We start from the raw sequence: 25,245 nt of genomic DNA, 5'->3' as shown, positions 1-25,245 counted from the left end.
TGAATCCGGTCCCGCCTCTTACGCCGAGGCGGGCCAACGCGTCACCCATTTATGAAGGCGCAAGCTTTACGACTCCTTCAGGGCGACAGCGGGGCGAACCGCCCTCAGACCACGAGATTCACGATCCGGCCCGGGACCACGATGACCTTGCGGGGCGCGCGTCCCTCGAGGGCGCGCTGCACCGGTTCCAGAGCGAGCGTGGCCGCCTCGACGGCGGCCGTGTCGGCATCCCGCGGCACGGTCACGTCCGCCCGCTTCTTGCCGTTGATCTGGACGGGCAGGGTAATCTCGTCCTCGACGAGGAGAGCGCGGTCGAACGCGGGCCAACCGGCCTCCGCCACGAGGCCCGAACGCCCGAGCAGGCTCCAGCAACTCTCGGCGAGGTGCGGCATCATCGGGGCGATGAGCTGCACGAGGATAGCCGCCGCCTCCGCGGCCGCCGCGGCGGAGGCGGAGGCGCGCAGGCCCTCCTCCAGGGCGTTGGCAAGCGTGTAGACATGCGCCACGCAGCGGTTGAAGCGCAGCCGCTCCACATCCTCCTCGACCGCGGCGAGGGCCTTGTGGGCGGCCTTGCGGAGGAGGGCATCCGCGGCACCGTCCTGCCCTTGCGCGACGGCCGCCCCGTTGACGAGGCGCCAGACCCGCTGGACGAAGCGGGCCGCACCCTGCACGCCCTCCTCGGTCCAGATCACGTCCCGCTCGGGCGGCGAGTCGGAGAGCATGAACCAGCGGGCCGTGTCGGCCCCGTAGCTCGCGATGATGTCGTCGGGATCGACCACGTTCTTCTTCGACTTCGACATCTTCTCGATCGGGCCGATCGAGACGGGTGCGTCGGTTTTCACGTGAAACGCGCGGCGCTCCCCGCCCTCGCTGACGAGGCGGATGTCGGCCGGCTGCACCCAGGCACCGGCCTCGTCCTTGTAGGTCTCATGGACGACCATGCCCTGGGTGAAGAGGCCGGCGAAGGGCTCCGACACGCCGGACCACTCCGTCGCCTTCATCGCGCGCATGAAGAAGCGGGCGTAGAGCAGGTGCAGGATCGCATGCTCGATGCCGCCGATATACTGGTCGACGGCGAGCCAGTGATCGACCGCCTCGCGATCGGTCGGCGCGTCCGTGAGCCAGGGCGCCGTGAAGCGCGCGTAGTACCAGGACGAGTCGACGAACGTGTCCATGGTGTCGGTCTCGCGCCGGGCGGGAGCTCCGCATTGCGGGCACGGCACGGTGCGCCACGCGGCATCCCGCTCCAGCGGATTGCCGGGAACGTCGAACGAGACTTCGTCGGGCAGCTTCACCGGCAGGTCCTCGACCGGCACCGGCACGGGTCCGCAGGACTCGCAGTGGATGATCGGGATCGGGCAGCCCCAGTAGCGCTGGCGCGAGACGCCCCAGTCGCGGAGGCGGAACTGCACCTTCCGGCGCGCCACCGGCGCGCCGCCGAGTTCCTCGCCTTCCAGACGATCGGCGACGGCCGCGAAGGCCGCTTCGGTCGTCATCCCGTCGAGGAAGCGCGAATTGATGAGGCGCCCCTCCCCGTCATAGGCGACGTCGGTGATCACGAAGCTTCCCGGATCCTGCCCCTCGGGGCAGACGACGGGCGTGTTGCCGAGGCCGTACTTGTTCGCGAAGTCGAGATCGCGCTGGTCGTGGGCCGGGCAGCCGAACACCGCGCCGGTGCCGTATTCCATCAGCACGAAATTCGCGACGTAGATCGGCAGGAGCCAGTCCGGGTCGAGAGGGTGGCGGACCTTCAGGCCGGTGTCGAAGCCGAGCTTCTCCGCCGTATCGATCGCGGCCTGCGCCGTGCCGGTGCGGCGGCACTCCTCGATGAAGCTCTGCAACTCCGGGTTCCCGGCAGCGAGCGTCGCCGCGAGGGGGTGGTCGCCGGCGATCGCCAGGAACTTCGCGCCGAACAGGGTGTCGGGACGCGTCGTGTAGACCGTGACCGTCTCATCGGCGCCTGCCGGCGGCTCGGCGAGGCGGAAGCGCACCTCCAGACCCTCCGAGCGGCCGATCCAGTTCTTCTGCATCAGCCGGACCTTCTCGGGCCAGCGCTCGAGACGATCGAGGGCCGAGAGGAGGTCGTCCGCGAAATCCGTGATCTTGAAGAACCACTGCGTGAGTTCGCGGCTCTCCACCAACGCACCTGAGCGCCAGCCGCGCCCGTCGATCACCTGCTCGTTGGCGAGCACCGTGTGATCGACCGGGTCCCAGTTCACCTTGGCGGTGCGGCGCGTGACGAGACCGGCCTTCAGGAAGTCCAGGAACATCCGCTGCTGATGCTTGTAATAGTCGGGGTCGCAGGTGGCGATCTCCCGGCTCCAGTCGAGGGACAGGCCCATCGACTGCAATTGCGCCCGCATCGCCGCGATGTTGGCATAGGTCCAGTCCCGCGGGTTGACGCCCCTCTCCATCGCGGCGTTCTCGGCCGGCAGGCCGAACGCGTCCCAGCCCATCGGGTGGAGCACGTTGAAGCCCTTCGCGCGCTTGTAGCGGGCCACCACGTCGCCCATCGCGTAATTGCGCACGTGGCCCATATGGATGCGCCCCGACGGGTAGGGGAACATCTCCAGCACGTAGTATTTCGGGCGCGGATCGTCGTTCTTCGTCTCGAAGAGGCGAGCCTCGTCCCAGGCCTTCCGCCAGCGCGGCTCGGACTCCTTGGCGTTGTAGCGCTCCGGAGCGGTGGACGGGGTCGCGGCGTTCGTCATGCGGGGGCGCCAGGTCTCGATGCGGGAGAGGGCGGAAACGGATGCGGCGCCAGCCCCTTGGCGGGCGTTGCAGGGGGCCGGACTACCACAGGAGGACGGTGCGCGGTCAACCAATCCGTCATCCCTCCCCTGCCCGCCCCCTTGCCCTCGGCGGCCCCGGTGATACCTCCCGGCCTCGATCCCGAATTCGTCGAGACGCGTGAGCCCATGAGCGACCCCATGAGCGACCCCATGAGCGACCCCATGAGCGACCCCATGAGCGACCCCATGAGCGACCCCATGAGCGACCCCATGAGCGACCCGGAAAGCGACGTCCTGCCCGATGCCGCCTCCCCTGCGCGGCGCGCCGAGATCGTGGCCGGGCTCGACGCGGTGCGGGCGGGCATCCGCCGGGCAGCCGAGGATTCGGAGCGCGATCCCGCGGGAATCCACCTGATCGCGGTCTCGAAGACGATCGGGGCGGAGGGCATCCGGCCGGCCCTCGAAGCGGGCCAGCGGCTCTTCGGGGAGAACTACGTGCAGGAAGCGCGGGCCAAGTGGCCCGGGCTCCGCGAAGCCTATCCGGATGCCGAACTGCACCTGATCGGGCCGCTCCAATCGAACAAGGCCCGCGAGGCGGTGGCCCTGTTCGACGTGATCCACTCCCTCGACCGGCTCTCGCTCGCGGCGGCGCTCGCCAAGGAGATCGCGCGCGCGGGCCGCGCCCCGAAGCTCCTCATCCAAGTCAATACCGGCGACGAACCGCAGAAGGGCGGCGTCTCACCGTCCGAGGTCGACGTGCTGCTCGCCGAGTGCCGCGACACGCACGGGCTCGCCATCAACGGGCTGATGTGCATCCCGCCGGCCGAGGATCCGCCCTCTGCGCATTTCGCGCTGCTCGCCCGGATCGCCGCGCGCCACAACCTGCCGATCCTCTCGATGGGGATGAGCGCCGACTACCCGGCCGCGATCCAGATGGGCGCGACCCATGTGCGCGTCGGCACCGCCATCTTCGGGGGACGGCCAAAGCCGTAGATCACCGCCCGTTCGCAGACAGGGAGGGCCGACCCGCGCGGCCGCCCGGTTCTCGAAACCCTGCGCGGCGATCCCGCTCTCAGGCCGCCGCACCCTCCTCCGTCGCGTCGCGACCGACCACGCGCCCGAGCGCGCGGCGAAGCCGGTCGGCCTCGGCCGCCCCGTAATCCGACTCGAAGGCGGATTGCGCCTGCTCCCACAGGGGCCGCGCCGCCTCGAGCCGCGCGAGGCCCGCCTGCGTCAGGCTGAGGGCACGCGTCCGGGCATCCCGCCCGGGTGCGATGCGCACCAGCCCGTCCCGCTCCAGCGGGCGCAGGGCGCGGCCCGTCGCCGTGCGATCCATCACGAGATGCGCGGCGAGTTCGTGCACGGCCAGGGAGCCGAGGCGCGCGAGGGTTGAGAGGAGGGCGAACTGGGTCGCGCGCAGACCGGTCGGCGCGAGGTGCCGGTCATAGAGTTGCGTGACTTGCCGCGCCGCCTGCCGGACCGCGAGGCAGTGGCAGGGCGTGAGCGTCGGCCGGTCGTCCATCTATGCAACCCTTCATTGCATTATCAGTCGGTCACTGCTCGTGACCAATTGGCAGCCCCGTGTAAAGAGTGCATATGCAGCTTTCTCGCCGATTCAGGCGAGTGCACCGAAGCCCGACGCGCGGCCGCACCCTATGAGCCTCTCCCTCTCCTTGAACGCGCTGCCCCGCCGCCTCGCTGCACGCAACATCCATTATGGCTGGGTGGTCGCGGGCGTCACCTTCCTCACGATGCTCGTGACGGCCGGGGCCGTGGGCGCGCCCGGCGTCCTCATCCTGCCGCTCCAGAAGGAATTCGGCTGGAGCACGGCCGAGATCTCGTCGGCGCTGGCGCTCCGGCTCGTCCTGTTCGGCCTGATGGGGCCGTTCGCGGCCTCCCTGATGAACCGGTACGGCCCGCGCCGCATCGTGCTCGCGGCCCTCGGCCTGATCGGCAGCAGCCTGATCGCCTCCCTCGCCATGGAGCGGGTCTGGCAACTCGTCCTCTTGTGGGGCGTCGGCGTCGGGCTCGGCACGGGCCTGACGGCCCTGGTGCTCGGCGCGACGGTCGCGACCCGCTGGTTCTCGCGCCGGCGCGGCCTCGTCGTCGGCCTTCTCACCGCGAGCTCGGCCACCGGGCAGCTCATCGTCCTGCCGCTGCTCGCCGGGCTCACCGAGGCGCAGGGCTGGCGGGCCGCCCTCCTCCTCATCTGCGGCCTCCTCGCGCTGGCGGCGCTCGCCGTCTTCCTGCTGATGCGCGACAGCCCGGAGGAGATCGGCCTCGCGCCCTACGGAGAGACCGTGCAAGCGGGCAGCGCCGCACCGGCCGCCGCGCCGCCAGCGGGCGCCCTCGACGCCCTGCGCGAGGCGGCCCGCACCCGGGTCTTCTGGATCCTGTTCGCCACCTTCTTCATCTGCGGCGCGAGCACGAACGGCCTGATCCAGACCCATTTCGTGCCGCTCTGCGCCGATTTCGGCCTGCGGCCGGTCGAGGCGGCGAGCGTTCTCGCGGCGATGGGCGTGTTCGATTTCGCGGGCACCGTGGCCTCGGGGTGGCTGTCGGACCGCTACGACAACCGCTGGCTGCTCTTCTGGTACTACGGGTTGCGCGGACTCTCGCTCCTGGCCCTGCCCTTCACGGATTTCTCCTTCGCGGGCCTGTCCGTCTTCGCCGTGTTCTACGGGCTCGACTGGATCGCCACGGTGCCGCCGACGGTGAAGCTCACGGCCGCACGGTTCGGTCGGGCGCGGGCGAACCTCGTCTTCGGCTGGGTCTTCGCCGGGCATCAGCTCGGCGCGGCGGCCGCCGCTTACGGAGCCGGCCTGTCCCGCTCCGAGCTGTCGAGCTACCTGCCGGCCTTCTTCGTGGCGGGAGCCCTCTGCCTCGTCGCCGCCTCCCTGATCCTCGTCGTCGGCCGTCCCCGCCCCTCGGTGGCTCTCAGGCCATCTGCTGCGCCGGCTAACTGAACGGCTTCAGCCGATCTGGATCCGCGTGCGGGGCCCGAGCCGGCGGAGGAGGCGCACGAGATCAGCGCGTTTGAGCGCCACGCAGCCCTCGGTCGGCCCGTAGCCGGGGCGGGCGACGTGGAGGAAGATCGCCGAGCCGCGGCCCGGCCGGATCGGCCCGCGGTTCCAGTCGAGATCGACGACGAGATCGTAGAGGCCGTCCGCCCGCCAGAGCTCCTCGGCGCTGACGCCGGGGGCGGGCAGCGGGATCGGCCTGTTGTAGCGGCGGTCGCGCGGGTCGTCGCACCAGCCGTCGCGGCGCCCCGTCGGGCGCAGGGCGAGCGGCGTCGCGGGGCGTGCCCCGAAATGATCGGGCCGGTAGAAGCCGCCGCGCAGGCGCAGGCACGCGACCGGCGAGGCGCCGTCGCCCTCCCGTTTCGCCCGGGTGAGCCCGGAGCGGCCCAGGGCGCAGGGGATGACGGACGAGCCGGCCACGAGGTGCCCGCGGGCGCGGTCCCCGATGACGGGCCGCACCCGGATGCGGGACAGGGTCGTTCGCCTCACCGGCCTTCTCCGAGCCGTCCTGCGAGCCTCATCACCTTGTTCCTTCGCGAAGCCGGCAAAGGGAATGAGACCGGCAAGATCGCCTGACGGCGCGACGGAAAATGCTGTATAATTGTGCGCAAACCAATTCCCACTCGCGAAATCCGCATTATTTTGATGCGTATGCCCGGGTTACGCGGCCGGGCGCCCGAACGCTCACCGCGCCCCTTTGCCCCTTTCTGCCGCCCGAACCCTTTCCGATATCCTCGGTTCCGACGAACGGCCGGCCGGACCCGGCGATACCCGGCTTCGGAGAAGCCTGCGCCCTGTTTGAAGAGTCCCACGGACGATGCCGAACCCCCATCGCCTTCTCATCTGCGACGACGACGCGACCCTTCGCGAAACGCTGACCGAGCAGCTCGATCTCTACGACGAGTTCATCGTGGTGAGCGAGGCCGACGCGACCGGCGCGGTCAACCGCGTCGCGGACGACCGGATCGACCTCGCCGTCATGGATGTGGGCCTGCCCGACATGGACGGCCGCGAGGCGGTGCGGATCATGCGCCGCAACGGCTATCGCGGCCCCGTCATCATGCTCACCGCCCAGGATTCCGAGGAGGATACGGTCGAGGGGCTGGAGGCGGGCGCCAACGATTACGTGACGAAGCCATTCAAGTTCGCGGTGCTGCTCGCCCGCATCCGGGCGCATCTGCGCCAGCACGAGGCGAGCGAGGACGCGATCTTCCAGATCGGCCCCTACACGTTCCGGCCGGGCGCGAAGCTCCTCGTCGGCGAGCGCGGCTCCAAGCTGAAGCTCACCGAGAAGGAGACCGCGATCCTGCGCTTCCTCTACCGGGCGGGGCGCGAGGTGGTGGGGCGCGACACGCTGCTGGCCGAGGTCTGGGGCTACAACGCCCACGTCACCACCCACACCCTCGAGACGCACATCTACCGCCTGCGCCAGAAGATCGAGCCGAACCCGGCGACCGCGGCGATCCTGGTGACCGAGGGCGGCGGCTACAAGCTGCTGCCCTGACGCGCAGGGGTGCGCGCCCCAACCTTGCCTGACGCGCACGTGGTGCGCGCCGCACCCTTGCCTGACGCGAACGTGGTGCGCGCCACAACCTTCGGCTAAACAACCCCGCGGCGGGATCGTGCCGGGGGCTTGAGGCGGGGCTTGAGGGTTGGCGCTCGACGACGACATCGCGATCCTCGGCGCGGCGCCCCTGTTCGGCCTGATGGGGCGGGACGCTCTTCGCCTCCTCACCTTCGCGGCGGAGCGGCGCAGCCTCGCCGCGGGCGATCTCCTGTTCGCGCGGGGCGAGCCCGCCGACGGGGGCTTCGTGGTGATGTCCGGCGTGATCGAGCTGGCGCCGCGCGTGCCCGGCGCCGAGCCGGTCGCGGCCGGCCGCTCGGCCCTGATCGGCCAGCTCGCCCTGTTCCTGCGCGGCGAGCGCCCCAGCGAGGCCCGTGCCGCCGCGCCGGCCGAGGTCATGCGCATCACCCCCACCCTGATGCGCCGCGTGCTGGAGGAGTTCCCCGACGCCGCCGCCGCGATCGAGGGCACGCTGGCCGAGGAGCTCGGCGGGCTGATGCAGGGCCTGGAGCAGGTTCGGGCCCGGCTCGACGCGCTCTGAGCCCGGCTCCGCCGAGGTGACAGGCCGAACGGGCTTTTGTAAGCACGGGCCACATTCCTCCGCTGAGCCTCCCCGAGAACGCCCCATGTCCCACGCCGACCTCGCGACGACCATCGAAACCGCCTGGGAGGAGCGCACCGGCATCGACACGGGCACGCGCGGACCCGTGCGCGAGGCCGTGGACGAGGCGCTGGCGCTGCTCGATTCCGGCCAAGCGCGCGTCGCCGAGAAGGTCGGGGGCGAGTGGCAGGTCAACCAGTGGCTCAAGAAGGCCGTCCTGCTCTCCTTCCGCCTCAACGACATGGCGCCGATCCAGGGCGGCCCCGGCGGGGCGCCCTGGTGGGACAAGGTGCCCTCGAAATTCGAGGGCTGGGACGAGGCCGCCTTCCGGAAGGCCGGCTTCCGGGCGGTGCCGGGCTGCTTCGTGCGCCGCGGCTCCTTCATCGCGCCGGGCGCGGTCCTGATGCCCTCCTTCATCAATCTCGGCGCCCATGTCGGGCGCGGCACCATGGTCGATACCTGGGTGACGATCGGCTCCTGCGCGCAGGTCGGCGAGAATTGCCACATCTCCGGCGGCGCCGGCATCGCGGGCGTGCTGGAGCCGCTCCAGGCCAATCCCGTCATCATCGAGGACAATTGCTTCGTCGGCGCCCGCGCCGAGGTGGCCGAGGGCGTGATCATCGGGGAGGGCAGCGTGCTCTCGATGGGCGTCTATATCGGCGCCTCGACCAAGATCATCGACCGCACCACGGGCGAGGTCTTCTACGGCCGCGTGCCGCCCTACTCCGTGGTCGTCTCCGGCACGACGCCCGGCAAGCCCCTGCCCGACGGCAGCCCCGGTCCGAGCCTCTACTGCGTCGTCATCGTCAAGCGCGTCGACGCGGGCACACGGGCCAAGACCGGCATCAACGAGCTGCTGCGCACCTGAGCGGTCCCGCGCGGCGGCGCGACGTGTCGCGCGGATGAGATCCACGAAACACGCTACATCGTTCCGGGCCGGGTGAGCCGACGCGATTCGGCGGAGCCTGCCCGGAGGAAGCCCGAGCGAGGGACGCGCGAGAGATGGTCGAGCCGGCGCACGCCACCCGTACCCTGTCCCTCGACGTCGCGGGGCGGAGGGTCCCGACGCCCTGCGACGTGGTCGGCCACGGGCCGGAGGCGCTGCTCCTGCCGGCCCTCTCCTCCATCTCGGCCCGCGCCGAGATGCGGGCGCTCGCCAAGGATCTCGGACACGATTTCCGCTGCCTGATCCCGGATTGGCCGGGTTTCGGCGACCAGCCGCGGGCGCGGCTGCCGCTGGCGCCGCAGACCCTTCACGCCTTCCTCGACGCGCTGCTCGCGAGCCTGCCCGGCCCCTACGCCCTCGGCATCGCCGCGGGCCATGCCGCCCCCTACCTCGTCGCGGCCGCCGGCCGCCATCCGGGCCGGTTTCAACGCCTGATCCTCGTGGCGCCGACGTGGCGCGGCCCCCTGCCGACCGTGATGGGGCCGGAGCGGCGCGGCCTGTTCCGGGGCCTGCGCCGCCTCGTCGAGACGCCCTTCCTCGGCGACGTGCTCTACCGCATCAACATCAGCCCGCCCGTGATCGGCCGGATGCTGCGCGCCCACGTCTACGCGGACCCCGCCCACGTCACGCCCGGAATCATCGCGGACAAGCACGCCATCACCCGCCAGCCGGGCGGGCGCTTCGGAACGGCCGCCTTCGTGACCGGCGCCCTCGACCCCGTCGAGACCCGAGAGGGGTTCCTGGCTTTGTTTGACGGCAAACTACCGCCGATCCAGGTGCTGCGGCCCGAGCGCGCTCCCCGGCGCTCCGGAGCGGAGATGGATGCCCTGATCGCCACCGGCCGCGTCGCGAGGACGACGGTGCCCGGGGCCTTGAGCCCGCACGAGGAATATGCCGGCGAGGTCGCCGCCGCGATCCGCGCCGCCTGAGCGCGTCACGCGCCCGTCACCGAGCCACCCTACCCCGCGCTCCGAGCCGTTCCCGCCCCCAAGGTCCCCCGATGCCCCGTCTCCTGCCGGCCCTCGCCGCCCTCGCCCTGCTGGCCCCCGCGACGGCCCTTCCGGACCCCGTTGCCGCACAGGAGAAGGCGGCCCCGTCCGTCGGCGCCGACACGCTGAAGCCCCGGGAGCCCGCCCACCAGCCCTACCTGACGGACGCGCTGGTGCCCGACACGGTCGCGATCCTGCCGCCGCCGCCCGCGAGCCACTCGGCCGCCGAGGCGGCCGACCGCGCCGCCTTCAACGCCACTCGCGCGCTGAAGGGCACGACCCGCTGGGAACTCGCCGCCGCCGACGTGGCGGAGGGCGCCGCCGCGATCCTCGACAATTTCGCCTGCGTGCTCGGCACGAAGCTCGACCAAGCCCGCGTCCCCGCCCTGATGACCCTCCTGGAGCGCGCCCGCCTCGACATCGCGCGGGGCACCCGCGGCCCCAAGGTGCATTACCGCCGCCTGCGCCCCTTCGTCGGCAACGAGGCGCCGATCTGCGTGCAGCGGACGCAGCAGCTCACGGACAGCTACAGCTACCCGTCCGGCCACGCCTCGCAGGGCTGGGCCTACGCCCTGATCATGGCCTCCCTCGTCCCCGAGAAGGCGAGCGCGATCCTCGTGCGCGGACGGGCCTATGGCGAGAGCCGCGTCGTCTGCGGCGTGCACTGGATGAGCGACGTGGAGGCCGGCCGCACGAACGGGGCTGCGATCGTCGCGGCGCTTCAGGCCAACGCGACCTTCCGCGCCGATCTCGAGCGGGCGAGGGCCGACCTCGGCAAGGCGCTGGCCGGCAGCGGCCCGGCGCCGGACCAAGCCTATTGCGCGCGCGAGGAGGCGGCCTCGCGGATGCCGGAGCTGTGAGGACCGCGCGGTCTTCGGCAAGCCGGCATCCGGGAAGAACCGGCAGATCGGCCTGCTGGATCGGACCGTGATTGTCTCGGATGATATCAGTACAGCGCTGTAGTTTGTAAGTTTTCTAAGTCCAATTTCAGATCAGTCTTTTTGTCTTGATTGCTTAAGCTTGACGAGGCAAGTCTCGTGAGCCGCGCGTGAGGCGCGCGACATCCGAGGTTCTGTCGATGCGTGCTCGTCCCCTCTCCCTTCGTCTTGCCGCGACCGTCGCGCTCGCCCCACCCGCCGGAGCCGGCTCCGCATCGGCACAGGAACGCAGCGTGCAGCTCGACCAGATCGCGGTGGAGGGCAGCGGCGTGCCGCAGCCGGGACCCGGAATCGGCAATGGGGCGGCCACGAGCGGCGGTGGCGGCGGCCCGAGCGGGGTCGTCGGCTACACGGCGAAGGCGAGCCCGACGGCGACCAAGACCAACACGCCGCTGATCGAGACCCCGCAATCCGTGACCGTGGTCACCCGCGAGCAACTCAACGACCGCAACGTGCAGGACCTCAACCAGGCGCTGGCCTACGCGCCGGGCACGTCGACGGACGTGTTCGGCTTCGATCCCCGCTTCGACGCCTTCTACATCCGCGGCTTCTCGGCAACCTACGACGGCGTCTTCCGCGACGGCCTGCGCCAATCCGCGGTCGGGCTCGCGGTGCCGCGCATCGAGCCCTACGGCACGGAGGCCGTCACCATCCTGCGCGGGCCGGCCTCGGGCCTCTACGGCCTCGGCTCTCCCGGCGGCATCGTCGACGTGACGACGAAGCGTCCCGTCTTCGCCCGCTTCGGCGAACTCTGGTTCCAGGGCGGCAATTACGACCGCTTCCAGGGCAATTTCGACTTCGGCGGCCCGGTCGAGGGTTCGGACGGCACGATGGCCTACCGCCTCACTGGGATCGTTCGCCAGTCCGACACCTTCCTGCCCGGCGCGACCGACGACCGCTTCAACATCGCGCCGGCCTTCACCTGGAAGCCGTCCGCCGACACCACCTTCACCCTGCTGACCGAGTTCCAGAACTCGAAGCTGCCGGGCACCTCGGCCTTCTACAACTTCCCCGGATTCCGGGTGTCGCGCTACTACCAGGGCGACGGGGCCTTCAACGCCTTCACGCAGCAGCAATACCGGATCGGCTACGCCTTCGAGCACAAGGTCAGCCCCGACCTGATCGTCCGGCAGAATTTCCGCTATTACGGCGTCAACGGCGATTTCCCCTACGTCCAGATCGATTCCGTGACGGGCCTGACCGCGCAGCGCTCGACGGGCCTGTTCATCGAGAACCTGCACTCGGTCGCCCTCGACAACCAGATCGAGGGCCATGTCCAGACCGGGCCGATCGCCCACACCCTGCTCGGCGGGCTCGACTACCTGCACTTCGACTGGGACCGCGTGGGCGGCTTCGGCACCGCGCCCGACCTCGACCTCGCGACCCTGAATTACGGGCGGCAATTCATCCCGCGGCCGGTCCTGACGCTCGCGGCGCGCCAGTCGCAGGATCAGGTCGGCCTCTATCTGCAGGAGCAGGCGAAGTGGGACCGCTTCGTCCTGACGCTGACGGGCCGGCACGACTGGGTCTCGCAGACGACGGCGAGCGGCGTGCCCGGGGCGCTCGGCCCCTCCACCACCCAGAACGACACCGCCTTCACCGGCCGCGTCGGCCTGAACTACACGCTGGCACCGGGCCTCGTGCCGTATGCGAGCTACGCCACCACCTTCACGCCGCAGGTCGGCGCGGATGCGAGCGGCCGGGCGTTCAGGCCCGCCACCGGCGACCAGATCGAGGCGGGCGTGAAATACGCCGTCCCCGGCACCAACATCACCGCCGCCTTCGCGGGCTTCGACATCGTCCAGACCAGCATCCTGCGCCAGGACCCGGCCAATCTCGCCTTCACGGTGGCGACGGGCGAGGTCCGCTCCCGCGGCTTCGAGGGCGAGCTGATCGCCAACCTCGCGCCGGGCACGAACCTCACCCTCGCCTACACGCACCTCAACTTCCAGTTCGTGAGCCAGACCTCGCTGGTGACCGGCCAGCCAATCGACGGCAACACCCTGTCGGGCATCCCGGGCGACACCATCAAGGTGTTCGGCACCTACCTGTTCCCGCCCTCCTCGCCCCTGCACGGCCTGCAGATCGGCGGCGGCATCCGCTACGCGAGTTCGAGCTTCGCCGACGACGAGAACACGGTGCGCAACCCCACCGTCACGCTGTTCGATGCGCTGATCGCCTACGATTTCGCGGCGCTCGATCCGAAATACGCGGGCTTCCGGGCACAGGTGAACGCCTTCAACATCTTCGACCGCGACTATACCAACTGTCAGGCGGGCTTCTGCTACCGCGGCGCTCCCGCCACGGTGATCGGCAGCCTGATCTACCGCTGGTGAGACGCCGACCCCGCGCGGCGCGCGCCGCGCGGGGCGGAAGGGGTCACGCCTTCGCCTGCCGCTGCACCGGCACGGCCTGCCCGGCCGGTTCGGACGCGCTGCCCGCCTTCCTCCGCTTGCGGCGGCGGGCCAGCATGTTGAGGCCCTCCACCGCCGCCGAGAAGGCCATGGCGGTGTAGATGTAGCCCTTGGGCACGTGCGCGCCGAAACCCTCCGCGATCAGCGTCATGCCGATCATGATGAGGAAGCCGAGCGCCAGCATCACCACGGTGGGGTTGGCCGCAATGAAGCGCGAGAGCGGATCGGCGGCCACCAGCATCACGATCACGGCGACGACGACCGCGATCATCATGACCGGCACGTGCTCGGTCATGCCGACCGCCGTGATGATGCTGTCGATCGAGAAGACGAGATCGAGCATCAGGATCTGGCCGATCGCCGCGGCGAAGCTCAGGGACGCGCCGCCCGTCCCCTCCTCCGGGTGCGGATCGACGCTCTCGTGGATCTCCTTGGTGGCCTTCCAGAGCAGGAACAGGCCGCCGCCGATGAGGATCATGTCCCGCCAGGAGAAGCCCTTGCCGAACACCTCGAAGACGGGCTGCGTCAGGTGGACGATGTAGGCGACGGTGCCGAGGAGCCCGAGCCGCAGGACGAGGGCGAGGCCGATGCCGATGCGGCGGGCCTTCTGCTGCTGCTCGGCCGGCAGCTTGTTCGTCAGGATCGAGATGAAGATCAGGTTGTCGACGCCGAGGACGACCTCCATCACGATCAGGGTGGCGAGCGCCGCCCAGACGGTGGGGTCGGCGGCGAGTTGAAGATAGCTGTCCACGGCGCGAGGGATCCAAAATCTAGAGGGGAAGGAGGCGGCTCGCCGCGCCCGCGGCGGCATCCGGCCGCTCGGAGGGGGGCGGCGCGAAGATGCGCAGGGCGCCCGGCAGCACCTTGAAATGCGCCGGCGTGTGGGTGGTCAGCTCGCCGTCCGTGTTCACGGGGCGGGGCTTTCGCGTCCTGAGCACGATCTCGGTGGTCTTGAAGGCGCGCACGTCGTTGGACTGCCCCTGCGTGCCCCTGCGGAGCGCCGGCAGCAGGGTGATGAGCCGCCACCAATGGGCGATCTCCAGGCTGTAGAAGTCGAGCAGGCCGTCATCGACCGCCGCCCCCTCCTCCACCGTCATGCCGCCGCCGTAATGGCGCCCGTTGCCGACCGAGACCTGGATCGTCGTCACCTTCTCGACGGTGCCGTCATGCTCGATCGTCACGGTGAAGGGGCGCACCCGGCGCAAGACCCGGATCGCGGCGATGCCGTAGCCGAGCGTGCCCCACGCCTTCTTCGACTCGGCCGTCAGGTCGCCCGCGAGCTCCGCCGAGAAGCCGATGCTCGCGACGTTGAAATAGTAGTGGCCGTTGACCCAGCCGAGATCGACCGGGCGCGGCTCGGCCGTGGTGATGAGGCGCGCCGCCGCGGCCGGATCGAGGGGCAGCCCCAGCGAGCGGGCGAGGTCGTTGGCGGTGCCGAGCGGCAGGATGCCGAGGGGCAGGCCCGCATCCACGAGCCCCGAGGCGCCCGCGTTCATGGTGCCGTCGCCGCCGCCGAGGATGACGAGGTCGCAGGTCCCGGCATGCGCCCGGATCGTGTCGCTGCAATCGGGGTTCTCCGGCGGCTCGAACGGCTCGATGCCGCCGCGGCGCAGGATCGCGCGGATCTCGTCGAGGGCGGCGCCGCCGTTGCGGGCCTTCGGATTGGCGAGGAGGAGCGCCCGGCGCGGCGGGGCGGCCGCGCTCATCGGCGGGGCTCCAGGGGCAGGAGACGTCTCGAACGGTCAGCCAAGGAGCGCTCTCCGGTGCATTCGCGCCGCGTCAACGCAAAGGCAGGGAAGAGGTCCGACATCACGGTCGACGCCTCGACCGCCAGAGGGGCCCGGACCCGGGTTGTCACGAACTTGGTTGCCCGCGCCCCGAACTCAAGGGTGCGCCGCCGCGGAAATGCAGGGATCGGCATCACGATACGGGGCGGAGCACGTGGATTTCCCCGGCGATACGCGGCGGGCCGCGTGGATTCTCGGGATTACGGGCAGAGCGTCGCGGGAGCCTTGCTCCGGTGGGCGGGCGCGTGGCATGCCATCGGGCGTCAGGCTCGCGCCTCGTGGAACCCTCCGCACCTCCGGCGGCGTTTCTCCCGGCTCGGGAAGCGGCCCGGCCGGTCAGAACCTTCCGGCACCCCGTCTCCGTCGCCTCGCGACCCGGTGATCTGCATGCGCTCTCTTCTCCCTACCGTCTCCGCCGCCGCGCTGCTCGGCACCCTGCTCTGCGCGGGCGAAGCCGGGGCGCAGCCGGGCTGGGTCGACCCGCCGAGCAAGGCCGCGAAGCCGGCGCCCGAGAGCGCGGCACCCAGATCCGCGACGCCCCCTGCCTCCGCGCCGCAGGCCGCGAGCCCGGAGGTCGAGCCCGAGGCCGCCGAGGCGGCGCCCCGCCGCCGCGCCGAGCGTCGCCGGTCGGCCCGGACCGAGCGCGCGGAGCGCCGCCGCCCGCAAACCCACCACGCCCACATCCGCCACGCGCCTCCGCGGCGGCTGGCCGAGACGCCGGCGCCCGCCCCGACCGGCGCACCGGCCCCCGCGACGGATGCGCGGTTCGGCGATTGGGCCGAGTCGGCCCGCCGGCTCGCCGACGACTACATCGACAGCGTCTCGGGCACGGGCGCGGGTCTTGCCGCGACGGCGCCGCGCTTCTACGCCGAGCAGGTGCGCTTCCACGGCCGCCTGATGTCGCTGCCGGCCCTCGTGGCGGAGAAGCGCCGCTTCGCGCGCCGCTGGCCCGACCGGCGCTACGAGTTGCAGCCCGGCACGACGCGCACGGCCTGCAACGCTTCCGCCGCCACCTGCGTCGTGAGCGCGGTCTTCAGTTTCCAGGCGCGGAACCCGGGGACGGGGGCGCTGTCGCAGGGCGTGTCCGACCTGACGCTCGAAGTCAGCTTCGCGGGCGGGCGGCCGGTCATCGTCTCCGAGTCGAGCCGCGTCCTGCGCCGCGGCGCCACACTCAGCGCGGGACCCGCCGCGACGGGCCGCGGATGAGGCGGCCGGTACCCATGAGCGAGGATCCGCGTTGACGGTGTCGGAGGCCGCAGAGGTTTTGAACGAGCGCCCGGTGCCAGAATCCGCGTCGAGCCTGCCCACCGCCGACGAGCGGGAGCGGTTGCGCGGGCGCATCCGGGCCGCGATCGAGGCCGCGCGCCCGCAGCCGGTGGCCCTGCGCACCCTGGAGCTTCTGGCCCAGGCCGCCGTGGAGCCGGACCCCTCGGCGGCGGGCTACCGGGTCGTCGACCCGAGGACCGGCGCGACGCGGCTGCGCGAGCCCGCGGAGGAGGGCAGGGCCGGCTCCGCCGCCGACGCACCCTTGAGCCTCGACGATCTCGTGGCAGACCTGAAGCGGCGCCACCCCGCGCTGTTCCTGCCGGAGCCCGTGCCCGACCTCTCCGCCGCCCGGAATGCGGGGGAGGGGGCCGCCGAGCCGGGCGTTCCCGCCGATCCCGAGGGCTCCGACGTCCGGGCGGCGACGGCCCGCTTCGTCGAGACGCAATCCGCCCTCGCGAAGTCGCTCGTCGCGAGTTCCTCGGCGCGCGGGCGGGCCCTGGCCACGCGCCTCGGGACCTCGCTCGGCGCCCTTCGCGGGCGCCTCGACAGCCAGCGGCCGGCGCGCACCGAGGCCGAACCGCTCTCGGCCACCGGTGAGGCCGTGCCCGAGACCCTACCGCCGGAGCCGGCCGGCAGCGCGTGGCGCGAGCGCCTGCAGCGCGCCCGCGAGCGGCTCGGCGACGCCCTCGCCTCGGATGACGGCACGGGCCGCCGCCGCTACCTCGCCGCCGGCCTCGCGGCCGTGATCCTCGCGGTCGGCGCGGCCGTCCTCGTGACGAGCCGCCCGGATCGTCCCGGCCCGAACGTCACGGGCGCGCGCACCGAATCCGCGACCGATCCGGGGGGCGGGGCCGCGCCCGCACCCGGGGCTTCCGCCGAGCCCGAGAGCCGGGCGGCCTCGGGCGAGGCGCCCGCAAACACGGCCCCCGCCAACCCGAACGAGATCAGCGGCCCCGCCGAGGTGATCGACACCGCCACCCTGCGCGTCGGCGGCAAGCTGGTGCGCCTGTTCGGCGTCGAGTGGGTGCGCGGCGGCCAGGCCGACGACCTCACCCGCTATCTCGCCGGGCGCGCCGTCACCTGCCTGCCCGTGACGGGCAGCCAGAACGTGCTCTGCCAGGTCGAGGGGAGGGACCTCTCGGAAGTCGTCCTGTTCAACGGCGGCGGCCGGGCCTCGCCCGAGGCGACGCCGGATCTCGTCGCGGCCGAGGATCACGCGCGCAGCGAGCGTCTCGGCGTCTGGAAGCGCTGAGGCGCCATCCCGCCTCCCCCTCGCACCGCCCCTTGCGGAACGGCGCCGCCTCCGCCTCAATGGCCCGCGACAGGAGCGGATGTCCGGGGGGCGGAGCATGGATCTCTCGATCGGCCTGAGCGCCGTGGCGGTGGCGCTCGCCCTGCTCGTCATCGTGACGCTCGCCATCGGCATCAACATCGTGCCGCAGGGCCACGTCTACACGGTGGAGCGGTTCGGGCGCTACGCGCGCAACCTCGAGGCCGGGCTCGGGCTCATCGTGCCGTATGTCGAGCGGATCGGTCGGCGCGTGAACATCATGGAGCAGGTCATCGACGTGCCGAGCCAGGAGGCCTTCACGCGGGACAATGCCGGCGTCACCATCGACGCGGTGGTGTTCTACCAGGTGCTCGACGCGGCCCGCGCCTCCTACGAGGTCTCGAATCTCGAGGTCGCGATGATGACGCTGACCATGACGAACATCCGCACCGTGGTCGGCTCGATGGACCTCGACCAGCTCCTCTCGCACCGGGACGAGATCAACGAGCGGCTGCTGCGGGTGATGGATGCCGCTGCTTCGCCCTGGGGCGTGAAGATGACCCGCATCGAGATCAAGGACATCGTGCCGCCCGCCGATCTCGCGGGCGCCATGGCCCGCCAGATGAAGGCCGAGCGCGAGAAACGCGCCTCGGTCCTGGAGGCGGAAGGCCAGAAGCAGGCCGAGATCCTGCGGGCGCAGGGGCGCAAGGAGGCGACGATCCTGGAGGCCGAGGGGCGGCGCGAAGCAGCCTTCCGCGATGCCGAGGCGCGCGAGCGCGGCGCCGAGGCCGAGGCGAAGGCGACCGCTATGGTGAGCGAGGCGATCGCCCAGGGCGACCTCGCGGCGGCGAATTTCCTCGTCGCCGAGAAGTACGTGGAGGCGGTGCGGGCCATCGCCACCGCGCCGAACCAGCGCGTCGTGGTGGTGCCGATCGAGGCGGCCGCGCTCGCGGGCACCCTCGGCGGCATCGGCGAGATCACGCGGGCCGTGTTCGGAGGGGAGGGGGCGCCGCCGCGCTCCCGCTCCGGGCTGCCGCCGAGCGCCGGCACCGTCCCGAAGACGTGAGCACCCCGATGCTGAGCCAGCTCACGGCCGAGATCGGACCCGCCTGGGCCTGGATCCTCGCCGGCCTCCTCTTGATGGGCACGGAACTCGCGCTGCCGGGCGTGTTCCTGGTCTGGCTCGGGCTCGCCGCGCTGCTGACCGGGCTGCTGGCAGCCCTCGTGACGCTGCCCTGGCAGGCGCAGCTCCTCGTCTTCGCCGGGCTCGCGGTGGTGAGCGTGGCCCTGGCGAGCCGCCTCACCAAGCGGCCGATCTCCGGCCTCAACCGGGCGGATCGCGGCCTGATCGGGCGCGAGGGTATGCTGACGACGGATATCGTCGGCGGCACGGGCACGATCTGTTTCGACGACACCCTCTGGCGCATCACCGGCCCCGATCTTCCGGCCGGCAGCCGGGTCCGGGTCACGGGGATGACCGGGACGATGCTGACGGTGGCGGCGGTGTGAGGGCTGCCGGCCGCGCCGTGTCCCCCGCTCCCGCGCGGGAGAGGCCGTGTCCCCCGCGCCCGCGCGGGAGAGGTGGCGCGTCGCGGATCCTGCGCGTGCCTTACCCGAACGCCCCGACCTCGTGCTGGATCATGCCCGAGATCTCGCGCACCTGCGCGAACATGCGGCCGATCGGCTCGAACAGGCCGGTATGTTCGGCCTCGTAGGTGCCGACGTCGCGGGGGCCTGCCGGCTCGCCGAAATTCAGCCCGAGCGTCGGATCCGGGGTGATCGGGAAGATCTCGGCGAGCAGCGTGAGGCAGCCGTCGATGTCGAGGCGCAGGAAGCGCTCGAGCAGCTGCTCTCGGGTCACGCCGGCCTGGGGGCGGAAGCCCGGGATGTGGACCGCCAGGAACCAGATCCGGTGGATCAGGGCGAGGCGGATCGCGTGGAGCAGGGTGAGGCGCACCGACATCTTGCCGAGATCGGGGGCGGCCTGCTGCAGGCTCAGCCAGTCCGTGGTGAGGCGCCCGAACAGGCGCCGCAGGTTCGGGGCGAGATTGAGCCGGTCGAGGGCGCCCGCGATGATCACGAGCTCTTCGCGCCGCGTGTCGCGCTGCGTGCGCCGCGCCCGCTCCAGCCAGACCGCCGGATCGAGGGTGTCGATATAGGCGCGCAGCACGTCGAGGTCGCCGACGCTCGCCGCGTGCTGGACGAGGCGGAAGGCTCGGGAGAAGCGCACGGAATCCCGCCGCATGTCCCGGAACAGGTCCGGCGCCCGGCCCGCCGCGCGGCCCATCCCGTGCAGCGAGTTCGCGAGATAGCCGAGCTGGTGCAGGATCGCGTTGTTCGGGATCGCCCGCATCTGGCGCGGATGCGTGATCATGGCGGGGCCGCCCGAATCCGACTGCCGGACGACGGGGCGCGAGCCCGTCCGGTCGATCAGGCTCGGGCCGAAGGTGCCGAGCAGCGCCGCGTAGCCCGGGTCGTCGACGAGCGCCTCCATGTCCTGGCGCACCACCGTGAAGAACTCCGTGGCGAAGTCGGCCTCGGCGTAGACGGGATCGTCCGCCTCGTCGGCCCCGCTCCGCGGGTCGGAGAGCACGTAATCGGCGAATGTGTCGTCGTCCGCGACGTCGAGGGCGAAGACGTGCTCGGCGATCCGGGCGACGCTGGCCCGGGCGAGGGGAGCGGTCCCGAACATCAGGTAGCCGTCCGAGCCCTGGAAGCTCGATTCGAGGCGCACCCCGATGCCGGCCGCGCGGTTGCGGCGGCGCGCATCCTCCGGCGCGAGATAGGCGAGGCGGTCGCGCAGGGAGGAGGGGTGGGCGCCCCGGCCGATCGACTCGCCGTGCGTGTCGAAGATGACGAGTTCGACCCCCCCAAGATCGTTCTGCACGAGAAGCTCGGTGAGGCGCAGGCGCAGCCGCTCGATCCAGAAGGTCGCGGCGAGCTGGCCGACGTAGCGGCCGGAATCCGAGTAGCCGAACTGCACGGCGAGGCGGCCGATCCGCTTCAGGTACTGGCGCCAATGCGGGTTGCGCAGCGCGTCGTCGAGGACGCGGATGCCCTGCTCCAGCGCCGAGGCCGTCTCGAAGAGGGGCGTGATCTCGACCTTGTCGCTGATCCCGTAATGGCGCGCGAGCCAGAGGGCGGCGAGCAGGGTGTAGCCCGTCTCGGTCTCCGCGATCAGGAAGCGCACGGGATGCGTGCCGTCGACGTGCTTGAGGATCTGCGCGATCGTCATCATCAGGCGTGCCGCCGAGGCGCGCTCGGCCGCGAGGGCCCCGAAATCGACGGCGACGGGCTGCACGTCGTTGAGCAGCGTGTGGATCGTGGCGAGGTGCGAGCGCCGCTGGGCCGCATCCGTCGGCTCGCCGTCGAGGTCGATCACCCGGCGCACCGCGTTGTGGATCTGCGAGGCGTTGAGCCGGAAGTGGGGCAGGGCGTTCGAGAGCCCGTGCGTCGCGATCCCCAAGCGCAGGATCGCGATGCTGCGCCGGTCGGCGTCGTCGTCCGTCGCCGTGATCGCCGCGGCGAGGCCGGCGAGCAGCGCCCCCGCATCGGTCTGGGCCCGCTCGCGCTCGATGATGAGCGCCAGCGCGAAGCGGTGCACGGCCTCGAGCGAGGGCTGCGTGCCGAGGCGCGGCGCCACGGCGAGCTGGCGGCTGACCGCCGAGAGGGCGTTCCCGGTCAGCTCGCGCACCACCCGGGTGGCGGGGATATCGGGCAACTCGCGCGCGACGCGCTCCAATTGCATCCGCTTGGATTCGAGCCGGTAGCGCAGGGTGTCCCACCAGCCGATGTCGGTGCGCCCGTCCGTGTCGCAGCCGACCCAGCTCGCGATGGCGAAGGGGCGCGGCACGAGCTCGGTCCAGCGATCCGGCCAGCGCTCCCGGGCGGCGTCGAGGAGGGCGCCGTTGAAGGCGTCCAGCGCCGCGCGGCCGTGATTGGCCGCGATGCAGGCCTGCTCGAACTCGCCGTCGAGGGTGATGACGGGATCGGGGCGCGTCGAGAGCGCCGCCGCCTCGGCGATGACCGGTTCCCGCGCCGGCGCGCTGCCCTCGCTCGCGGCCGCCGCGATCAGGGCCGCCACCGCTTTGGGCATGCCGAAGGTCGGGTGGGCCGTGAACACGACGGCGAAGGCGGTGCGCCCCACGAGATCGCGCAACGTCTCGAAATCGCCGGGACCCTTCGGGATCGCGGCGACGAGGCGGGCCGGCATCGCCGTGTCCGCGCCGAAGCCCGCATCGCCCTCCAGCCCGACATAGGCGCGCAGGCGCGCCGCCCGCTCCCCGAGCGACTGCTCCCGCAGGCGCACGAACAGGGCGTCGAGATCGCCCGCGCCGATCTCCCCCCGGTCGAACCGGCGCGTGATCGCGAGCGTCACGGCGAGGACGGGATTGCGGAACGGATCCTCCTTCGCCTGCTCGCGGGAGGTCTCGATCAGGCCGAGGAGATGGGCCTCGAGTTCCTCGGGCGTGCGGGTGGTCTCGTCCGTGCGCATGGATCGGCCTTCGGGCATCGGGTCGCTCACGCGGGTCAAAGTCGGCTCGCCCGTCTTCTCGTCGCGCGCGGGGGCCGACGCAAGGACCGTTCCGTCACGGCCAAGCCGCGCTCGGAGCAGGGCTGGCATACCAGAGACGGGGGTCCCACGCGCGGTGATGCAACCGCGCTCGCCTTGGGGTAACGCTGGGCGGCGCAGGAAAGCCTATGGAAACCATCCTGATCCTGGCCGCCGTGGCGGCCCTGGCGATCGCCGGCACGATGGCCGCCGCGATGATGGCGCGCGGCCGGCGTCCGCCGCTCCGCCTGCCGAACGATCCCGACGACGACGACGAGCCGTTCGTCCTCGGCGGGGTGGGCAGGCGCGAGAGCCCGATCGACCGCTCGGCGCCCGTCCTCGATCTGGAGCCGATCGAGCCGGGCCGAGAGGCGGACGCACACCGGCCCCGCCGGGGCCCGGGCGAGGGACGATGACGCGGACACGGGGAGCGGAGCGGGACGTCGTGACAGGATTCATCCGCGCCAAGCTGCGCGCCAAGCTGCGCGCCAAGCTGCGCGCCAAGCTGCGCGCCGAGAGGCGCGCCGGCTCGTCGGCCTGGGCGCTGCTCGCCCTGATCTCCGCCGGCCCGGCGCTCGCACAGACCGCGCTGCCGGCCGCGCAGGCACCCGAGCCCTGCGGGGCGCGGGCGGCCCGCTACGAGGGCCCGAAGAGCTTCGCGCTCTACGTCACGCGCAAGGGGCGGGCGGAGGTGGAGAACCCCCTGCGCCCGCTGACGCCCGAGGTCACGCAGGTGCTGCAGGTGGTGATCGGCAACAAGCTCGCGACGGCCTACGGGCCGGACCTCGCCGCCCTGCGGCGCGGCAGTTCGCCCGGCGTGCTCGAGGCGCAGCTCGGCGGCCCGATCCGCTGGGAGCCCTCCCTGCCCCTCCTGCCGGACCCGATCACGATCGTCTCCGAGGCCGGCGAGACGCTCGCGAGCCTCGGCTTCCGCGGTTGCGCGGACGCGCCCGCCGTGACGGTGCCTCAGGAGGCGAAGGCGAAGAATCCGGGCAAGGGCAAGGGCAAGCCTGTGCCGCGCGCCGCGGCCAAGGCCGAGGAGGCGGCCGGCGCGGACGGGGCCAAGACCGAGGAGGCCGCCCCGCCCAAGGCACGACCCCGCGAGAAGGCCGTGGCCAAGCCCGCGCGGACGCCCCCGCAGGCGCCTCCGGGCTTCGGCCTGCCGCAGGGAGCGATCGCCGAGTAGGGGCCGGCGATCGCCGAGTAGGGGCGCAGATCGCGGTCGTCCCGCGGCCTGCCGGCGCTCACTGGGTCAGGCGGAGCGCGCCGATCGAGGTCGCGATCTGCCGGAAGGCGCTGACCAGGGCCGTCGAGTCGTTGGCGACGAAGGCGTGGGTGTTGGTCGGCTTGCTGGCGCAGCCGGCGAGCAGGTCGATGCCCTTCTGGTCGATCTTGTCGCTGTCGATGCTGAACCCGATCGTGAAGGTCTCGATCGGCGCGGGCAGCTTGGCGATGTTGTCGCAGGTCGTCTTGGTCAGCGTGTCCATCGCCGCGCGGGCGCTGTCGCTGTCGGTCGGATTGGCGATCGTGGCGGGGAAGCGCGAGGTGGCGGTGCCGTCGGAGGCCTTGGTGTCGTTCGCGTTCACGAAGAAGCCGAAGCTGCTGTAGAACGACTGGTTGATGCTGTAGGGATTGTACGGGTTGTCGTTCCAGGAATTGAACCCGTCCGTCATCAGGATGAGGATCTTCCGGGAATTGGGCTTGGTATAGCTGACCCCGTCGGCCAGCACGCTGTTGGGCGACAGGGCCCGCCAGCCCCAGATCAGGCCCTCCTGGATGTTGGTGGCCCCGTTCGCCGTCAGGCTGTCGATCTTGTTGCGGAGTGCCGTCATGTCGGTGGTCAGCCGCAGCATCGGCTGGCTGGTGCAGCCGTAATTCGGGCCGTTCGCCACGGTCGTGCCCGCGGCGGCGCGGAAATAGGTGTCCGACGGGCTCACGTACTTGCACAGGCGCTTCTCGGCCGTGACCGCGTCGCCTGGGTCGCCCTGGCAATTGTTGGCGTTCGTCTTGTCGCCGAGATAGCTGTTGTAGCTGTATTGCACGTAGGCGCGGTAATACGAGCTGTAGGTCGATTTCTTGCCCGAGGCGTAGCCGGTCGCGACCGAGTCCTGGGCGGTGCCCGGCTCGTCGGGGGCGAGCATCGGAACGTAGTAGCTGTCGCCCTTGCCGGTGTCGAAGCCGCCGTCGCTGACGTTGAGGGGGTAGGGCAGCGACTCGAAGCAGCCGCCCCATTTCCAGCTCGAATACTTCTTCTTCAGCGAGTCGAAGATCTCGAGCCGGCTCTTGAAGACGGTCTTGTCGACGTCGAAGTTGGTCCAGTGGAGCGAGGACTTGGCGTCCCGGTCCACCCACGCCGCCCCGTCGGTCGTCGTCGCGTCGAGGGCCACCGCCGAGGCGAAGGGGACGATGGCGATGCGGGTGTTGGTCGAGAAGGACGGATTGCTCGCCACGAAGTCGAGGAAGTCCTTGGCCGCCTTCCGAAGGGCTTCCATCTTCGAGACGCCGCCCTTGTCCGCGCGGTCCATCGAGCCCGTCGTGTCGAGCACGAGGGCGATCTCGAAATCCTGCGGCACGGGCGCGGCGCAGCGCGCCGAGGCGGAGACGGGCATCGCGCTCTCGAAGGGCGTCGCGCCGAAATACTTGTAGATCCTGCCGAAATAGGTCGTCGACGGCACCAGCGACCGCATCTCGATCTGGCGGGGATCGGAGGCGATCTTGAAATCCTTGTCGGGCAGGGTGACGGCGTCGCTCGCCATGTAGCTCTTCATCCAGGTGAGCGCCTTGCTCCTGATGTCGGCATCCGCGGTCGCCTTCGGCAGCTGGCACAGGCGCAAAGCCGTGGCATCGGTCGCGGCCTGAAGGCGGGCGCGCACGAGGCTCGCTTGGCTGTAATCGATCGCCGCTCCGGTCATCGCCAGCACCGGCAGCAGGGAGAGGCCGAACATGATCGCGACGTTTCCGCGCTGGTCCGTTCGGAGACGGGCGTGCCACAGCGGCATGGTAGATCCTCGGTCGAAAGCGCAGTGGTTCTCTTTCGAAGTGAACACAAATTTGCTGATGATGCGTCAGTAAGCGTGGTTAAGGATAGTTCGAGTGCTTTGCGCAGCGATCGGAAGGTCCGAAATTTTACAGGTCCTTAAGCTTTCGGCCGCCGTTGCGCCAAAAA

The 25,245-nt window shown here is 71.3% G+C and carries 21 protein-coding genes; 14 read left to right on the top strand and 7 right to left on the bottom strand.

Annotated elements, in window-relative coordinates:
* Positions 1 to 104: 104 nt before the first annotated feature.
* Positions 105 to 2,711, bottom strand: a complete 2,607-nt coding sequence (leuS, locus tag J2X36_RS00995; protein WP_310345015.1) for a leucine--tRNA ligase — start codon at positions 2,709 to 2,711, stop codon at positions 105 to 107.
* Between the two features lie 279 nt (positions 2,712 to 2,990).
* On the opposite strand from leuS, the gene J2X36_RS00990 reads away from it, so the two are divergent.
* Positions 2,991 to 3,725: a YggS family pyridoxal phosphate-dependent enzyme gene (locus J2X36_RS00990; RefSeq protein WP_405029710.1), complete on the top strand. Its 735-nt coding sequence runs from the start codon at positions 2,991 to 2,993 to the stop codon at positions 3,723 to 3,725.
* A gap of 79 nt (positions 3,726 to 3,804) precedes the next feature.
* Here the strand turns inward: J2X36_RS00990 and J2X36_RS00985 are convergent, their stop codons facing one another.
* Positions 3,805 to 4,254 (bottom strand): MarR family transcriptional regulator, encoded by a 450-nt coding sequence (locus tag J2X36_RS00985; protein ID WP_310345012.1) that lies wholly within the window; start codon positions 4,252 to 4,254, stop codon positions 3,805 to 3,807.
* Between the two features lie 151 nt (positions 4,255 to 4,405).
* On the opposite strand from J2X36_RS00985, the gene J2X36_RS00980 reads away from it, so the two are divergent.
* On the top strand, positions 4,406 to 5,698 hold the full coding sequence (locus J2X36_RS00980) for an MFS transporter (RefSeq protein ID WP_405029702.1): 1,293 nt from the start codon (positions 4,406 to 4,408) through the stop codon (positions 5,696 to 5,698).
* 6 nt (positions 5,699 to 5,704) lie between these two features.
* Here J2X36_RS00980 and J2X36_RS00975 read toward each other — a convergent pair whose 3' ends face one another.
* Entirely contained in the window at positions 5,705 to 6,241 is a 537-nt protein-coding gene (locus tag J2X36_RS00975) for a L,D-transpeptidase (protein ID WP_132254637.1), read from the bottom strand.
* 328 nt (positions 6,242 to 6,569) lie between these two features.
* On the opposite strand from J2X36_RS00975, the gene J2X36_RS00970 reads away from it, so the two are divergent.
* The 6 genes from J2X36_RS00970 (at position 6,570) to J2X36_RS00945 (ending at position 13,126) form a co-directional block, all read left to right on the top strand.
* On the top strand, positions 6,570 to 7,256 hold the full coding sequence (locus tag J2X36_RS00970; protein ID WP_132254638.1) for a response regulator transcription factor: 687 nt from the start codon (positions 6,570 to 6,572) through the stop codon (positions 7,254 to 7,256).
* A 148-nt stretch (positions 7,257 to 7,404) separates the two neighbouring features.
* Positions 7,405 to 7,857: a cyclic nucleotide-binding domain-containing protein gene (locus J2X36_RS00965; protein WP_132254639.1), complete on the top strand. Its 453-nt coding sequence runs from the start codon at positions 7,405 to 7,407 to the stop codon at positions 7,855 to 7,857.
* A gap of 85 nt (positions 7,858 to 7,942) precedes the next feature.
* Positions 7,943 to 8,785 (top strand): 2,3,4,5-tetrahydropyridine-2,6-dicarboxylate N-succinyltransferase, encoded by an 843-nt coding sequence (gene dapD / locus J2X36_RS00960; RefSeq protein ID WP_310345000.1) that lies wholly within the window; start codon positions 7,943 to 7,945, stop codon positions 8,783 to 8,785.
* 134 nt (positions 8,786 to 8,919) lie between these two features.
* Positions 8,920 to 9,792, top strand: coding sequence for an alpha/beta fold hydrolase (locus tag J2X36_RS00955; RefSeq protein ID WP_132254641.1), 873 nt, complete (start codon positions 8,920 to 8,922; stop codon positions 9,790 to 9,792).
* A 71-nt stretch (positions 9,793 to 9,863) separates the two neighbouring features.
* Entirely contained in the window at positions 9,864 to 10,712 is an 849-nt protein-coding gene (locus J2X36_RS00950) for a phosphatase PAP2 family protein (protein ID WP_132254642.1), read from the top strand.
* A gap of 218 nt (positions 10,713 to 10,930) precedes the next feature.
* The gene (locus J2X36_RS00945; protein WP_310344997.1) at positions 10,931 to 13,126 is read left to right on the top strand and encodes a TonB-dependent siderophore receptor; all 2,196 of its coding nucleotides are present in this window, start codon (positions 10,931 to 10,933) and stop codon (positions 13,124 to 13,126) included.
* 43 nt (positions 13,127 to 13,169) lie between these two features.
* Here J2X36_RS00945 and J2X36_RS00940 read toward each other — a convergent pair whose 3' ends face one another.
* Together J2X36_RS00940 and J2X36_RS00935 are read right to left on the bottom strand one after the other, a co-directional pair.
* On the bottom strand, positions 13,170 to 13,955 hold the full coding sequence (locus J2X36_RS00940) for a TerC family protein (RefSeq protein ID WP_310344994.1): 786 nt from the start codon (positions 13,953 to 13,955) through the stop codon (positions 13,170 to 13,172).
* A 19-nt stretch (positions 13,956 to 13,974) separates the two neighbouring features.
* Positions 13,975 to 14,910 (bottom strand): lipid kinase, encoded by a 936-nt coding sequence (locus J2X36_RS00935; RefSeq protein WP_132254645.1) that lies wholly within the window; start codon positions 14,908 to 14,910, stop codon positions 13,975 to 13,977.
* 468 nt (positions 14,911 to 15,378) lie between these two features.
* Between J2X36_RS00935 and J2X36_RS00930 the strand changes: the two genes are divergently transcribed.
* The 4 genes from J2X36_RS00930 (at position 15,379) to J2X36_RS00915 (ending at position 19,036) form a co-directional block, all read left to right on the top strand.
* Positions 15,379 to 16,197, top strand: coding sequence for a hypothetical protein (locus J2X36_RS00930; protein ID WP_310344989.1), 819 nt, complete (start codon positions 15,379 to 15,381; stop codon positions 16,195 to 16,197).
* Positions 16,198 to 16,270: 73 nt separating this feature from the next.
* Positions 16,271 to 17,509, top strand: coding sequence for a nuclease (locus J2X36_RS00925; protein WP_310344986.1), 1,239 nt, complete (start codon positions 16,271 to 16,273; stop codon positions 17,507 to 17,509).
* Between the two features lie 97 nt (positions 17,510 to 17,606).
* Positions 17,607 to 18,593, top strand: a complete 987-nt coding sequence (locus J2X36_RS00920) for an SPFH domain-containing protein (protein ID WP_310344984.1) — start codon at positions 17,607 to 17,609, stop codon at positions 18,591 to 18,593.
* Between the two features lie 8 nt (positions 18,594 to 18,601).
* Entirely contained in the window at positions 18,602 to 19,036 is a 435-nt protein-coding gene (locus J2X36_RS00915) for an NfeD family protein (RefSeq protein ID WP_310344982.1), read from the top strand.
* 100 nt (positions 19,037 to 19,136) lie between these two features.
* Here the strand turns inward: J2X36_RS00915 and J2X36_RS00910 are convergent, their stop codons facing one another.
* On the bottom strand, positions 19,137 to 22,022 hold the full coding sequence (locus tag J2X36_RS00910; protein ID WP_310344978.1) for a phosphoenolpyruvate carboxylase: 2,886 nt from the start codon (positions 22,020 to 22,022) through the stop codon (positions 19,137 to 19,139).
* Between the two features lie 206 nt (positions 22,023 to 22,228).
* Between J2X36_RS00910 and J2X36_RS00905 the strand changes: the two genes are divergently transcribed.
* Positions 22,229 to 22,495 carry a hypothetical protein gene (locus J2X36_RS00905; RefSeq protein WP_132255507.1) on the top strand — a complete coding sequence of 89 codons (267 nt, stop codon included), beginning with the start codon at positions 22,229 to 22,231 and terminating at the stop codon, positions 22,493 to 22,495.
* A 29-nt stretch (positions 22,496 to 22,524) separates the two neighbouring features.
* Positions 22,525 to 23,265, top strand: coding sequence for a hypothetical protein (locus tag J2X36_RS00900; RefSeq protein WP_310344975.1), 741 nt, complete (start codon positions 22,525 to 22,527; stop codon positions 23,263 to 23,265).
* Between the two features lie 58 nt (positions 23,266 to 23,323).
* Here J2X36_RS00900 and J2X36_RS00895 read toward each other — a convergent pair whose 3' ends face one another.
* Complete coding sequence (locus tag J2X36_RS00895) at positions 23,324 to 25,078, bottom strand: pilus assembly protein (protein ID WP_310344972.1); 1,755 nt, start codon at positions 25,076 to 25,078, stop codon at positions 23,324 to 23,326.
* Between the last annotated feature and the right edge of the window lie 167 nt (positions 25,079 to 25,245).

It is taken from the genome of Methylobacterium sp. BE186 (assembly GCF_031457035.1).
Lineage (GTDB): Bacteria > Pseudomonadota > Alphaproteobacteria > Rhizobiales > Beijerinckiaceae > Methylobacterium > Methylobacterium segetis.
Note: the sequence above shows the minus strand (reverse complement) of the source record. Positions and strands in the feature narration are given on the sequence as shown.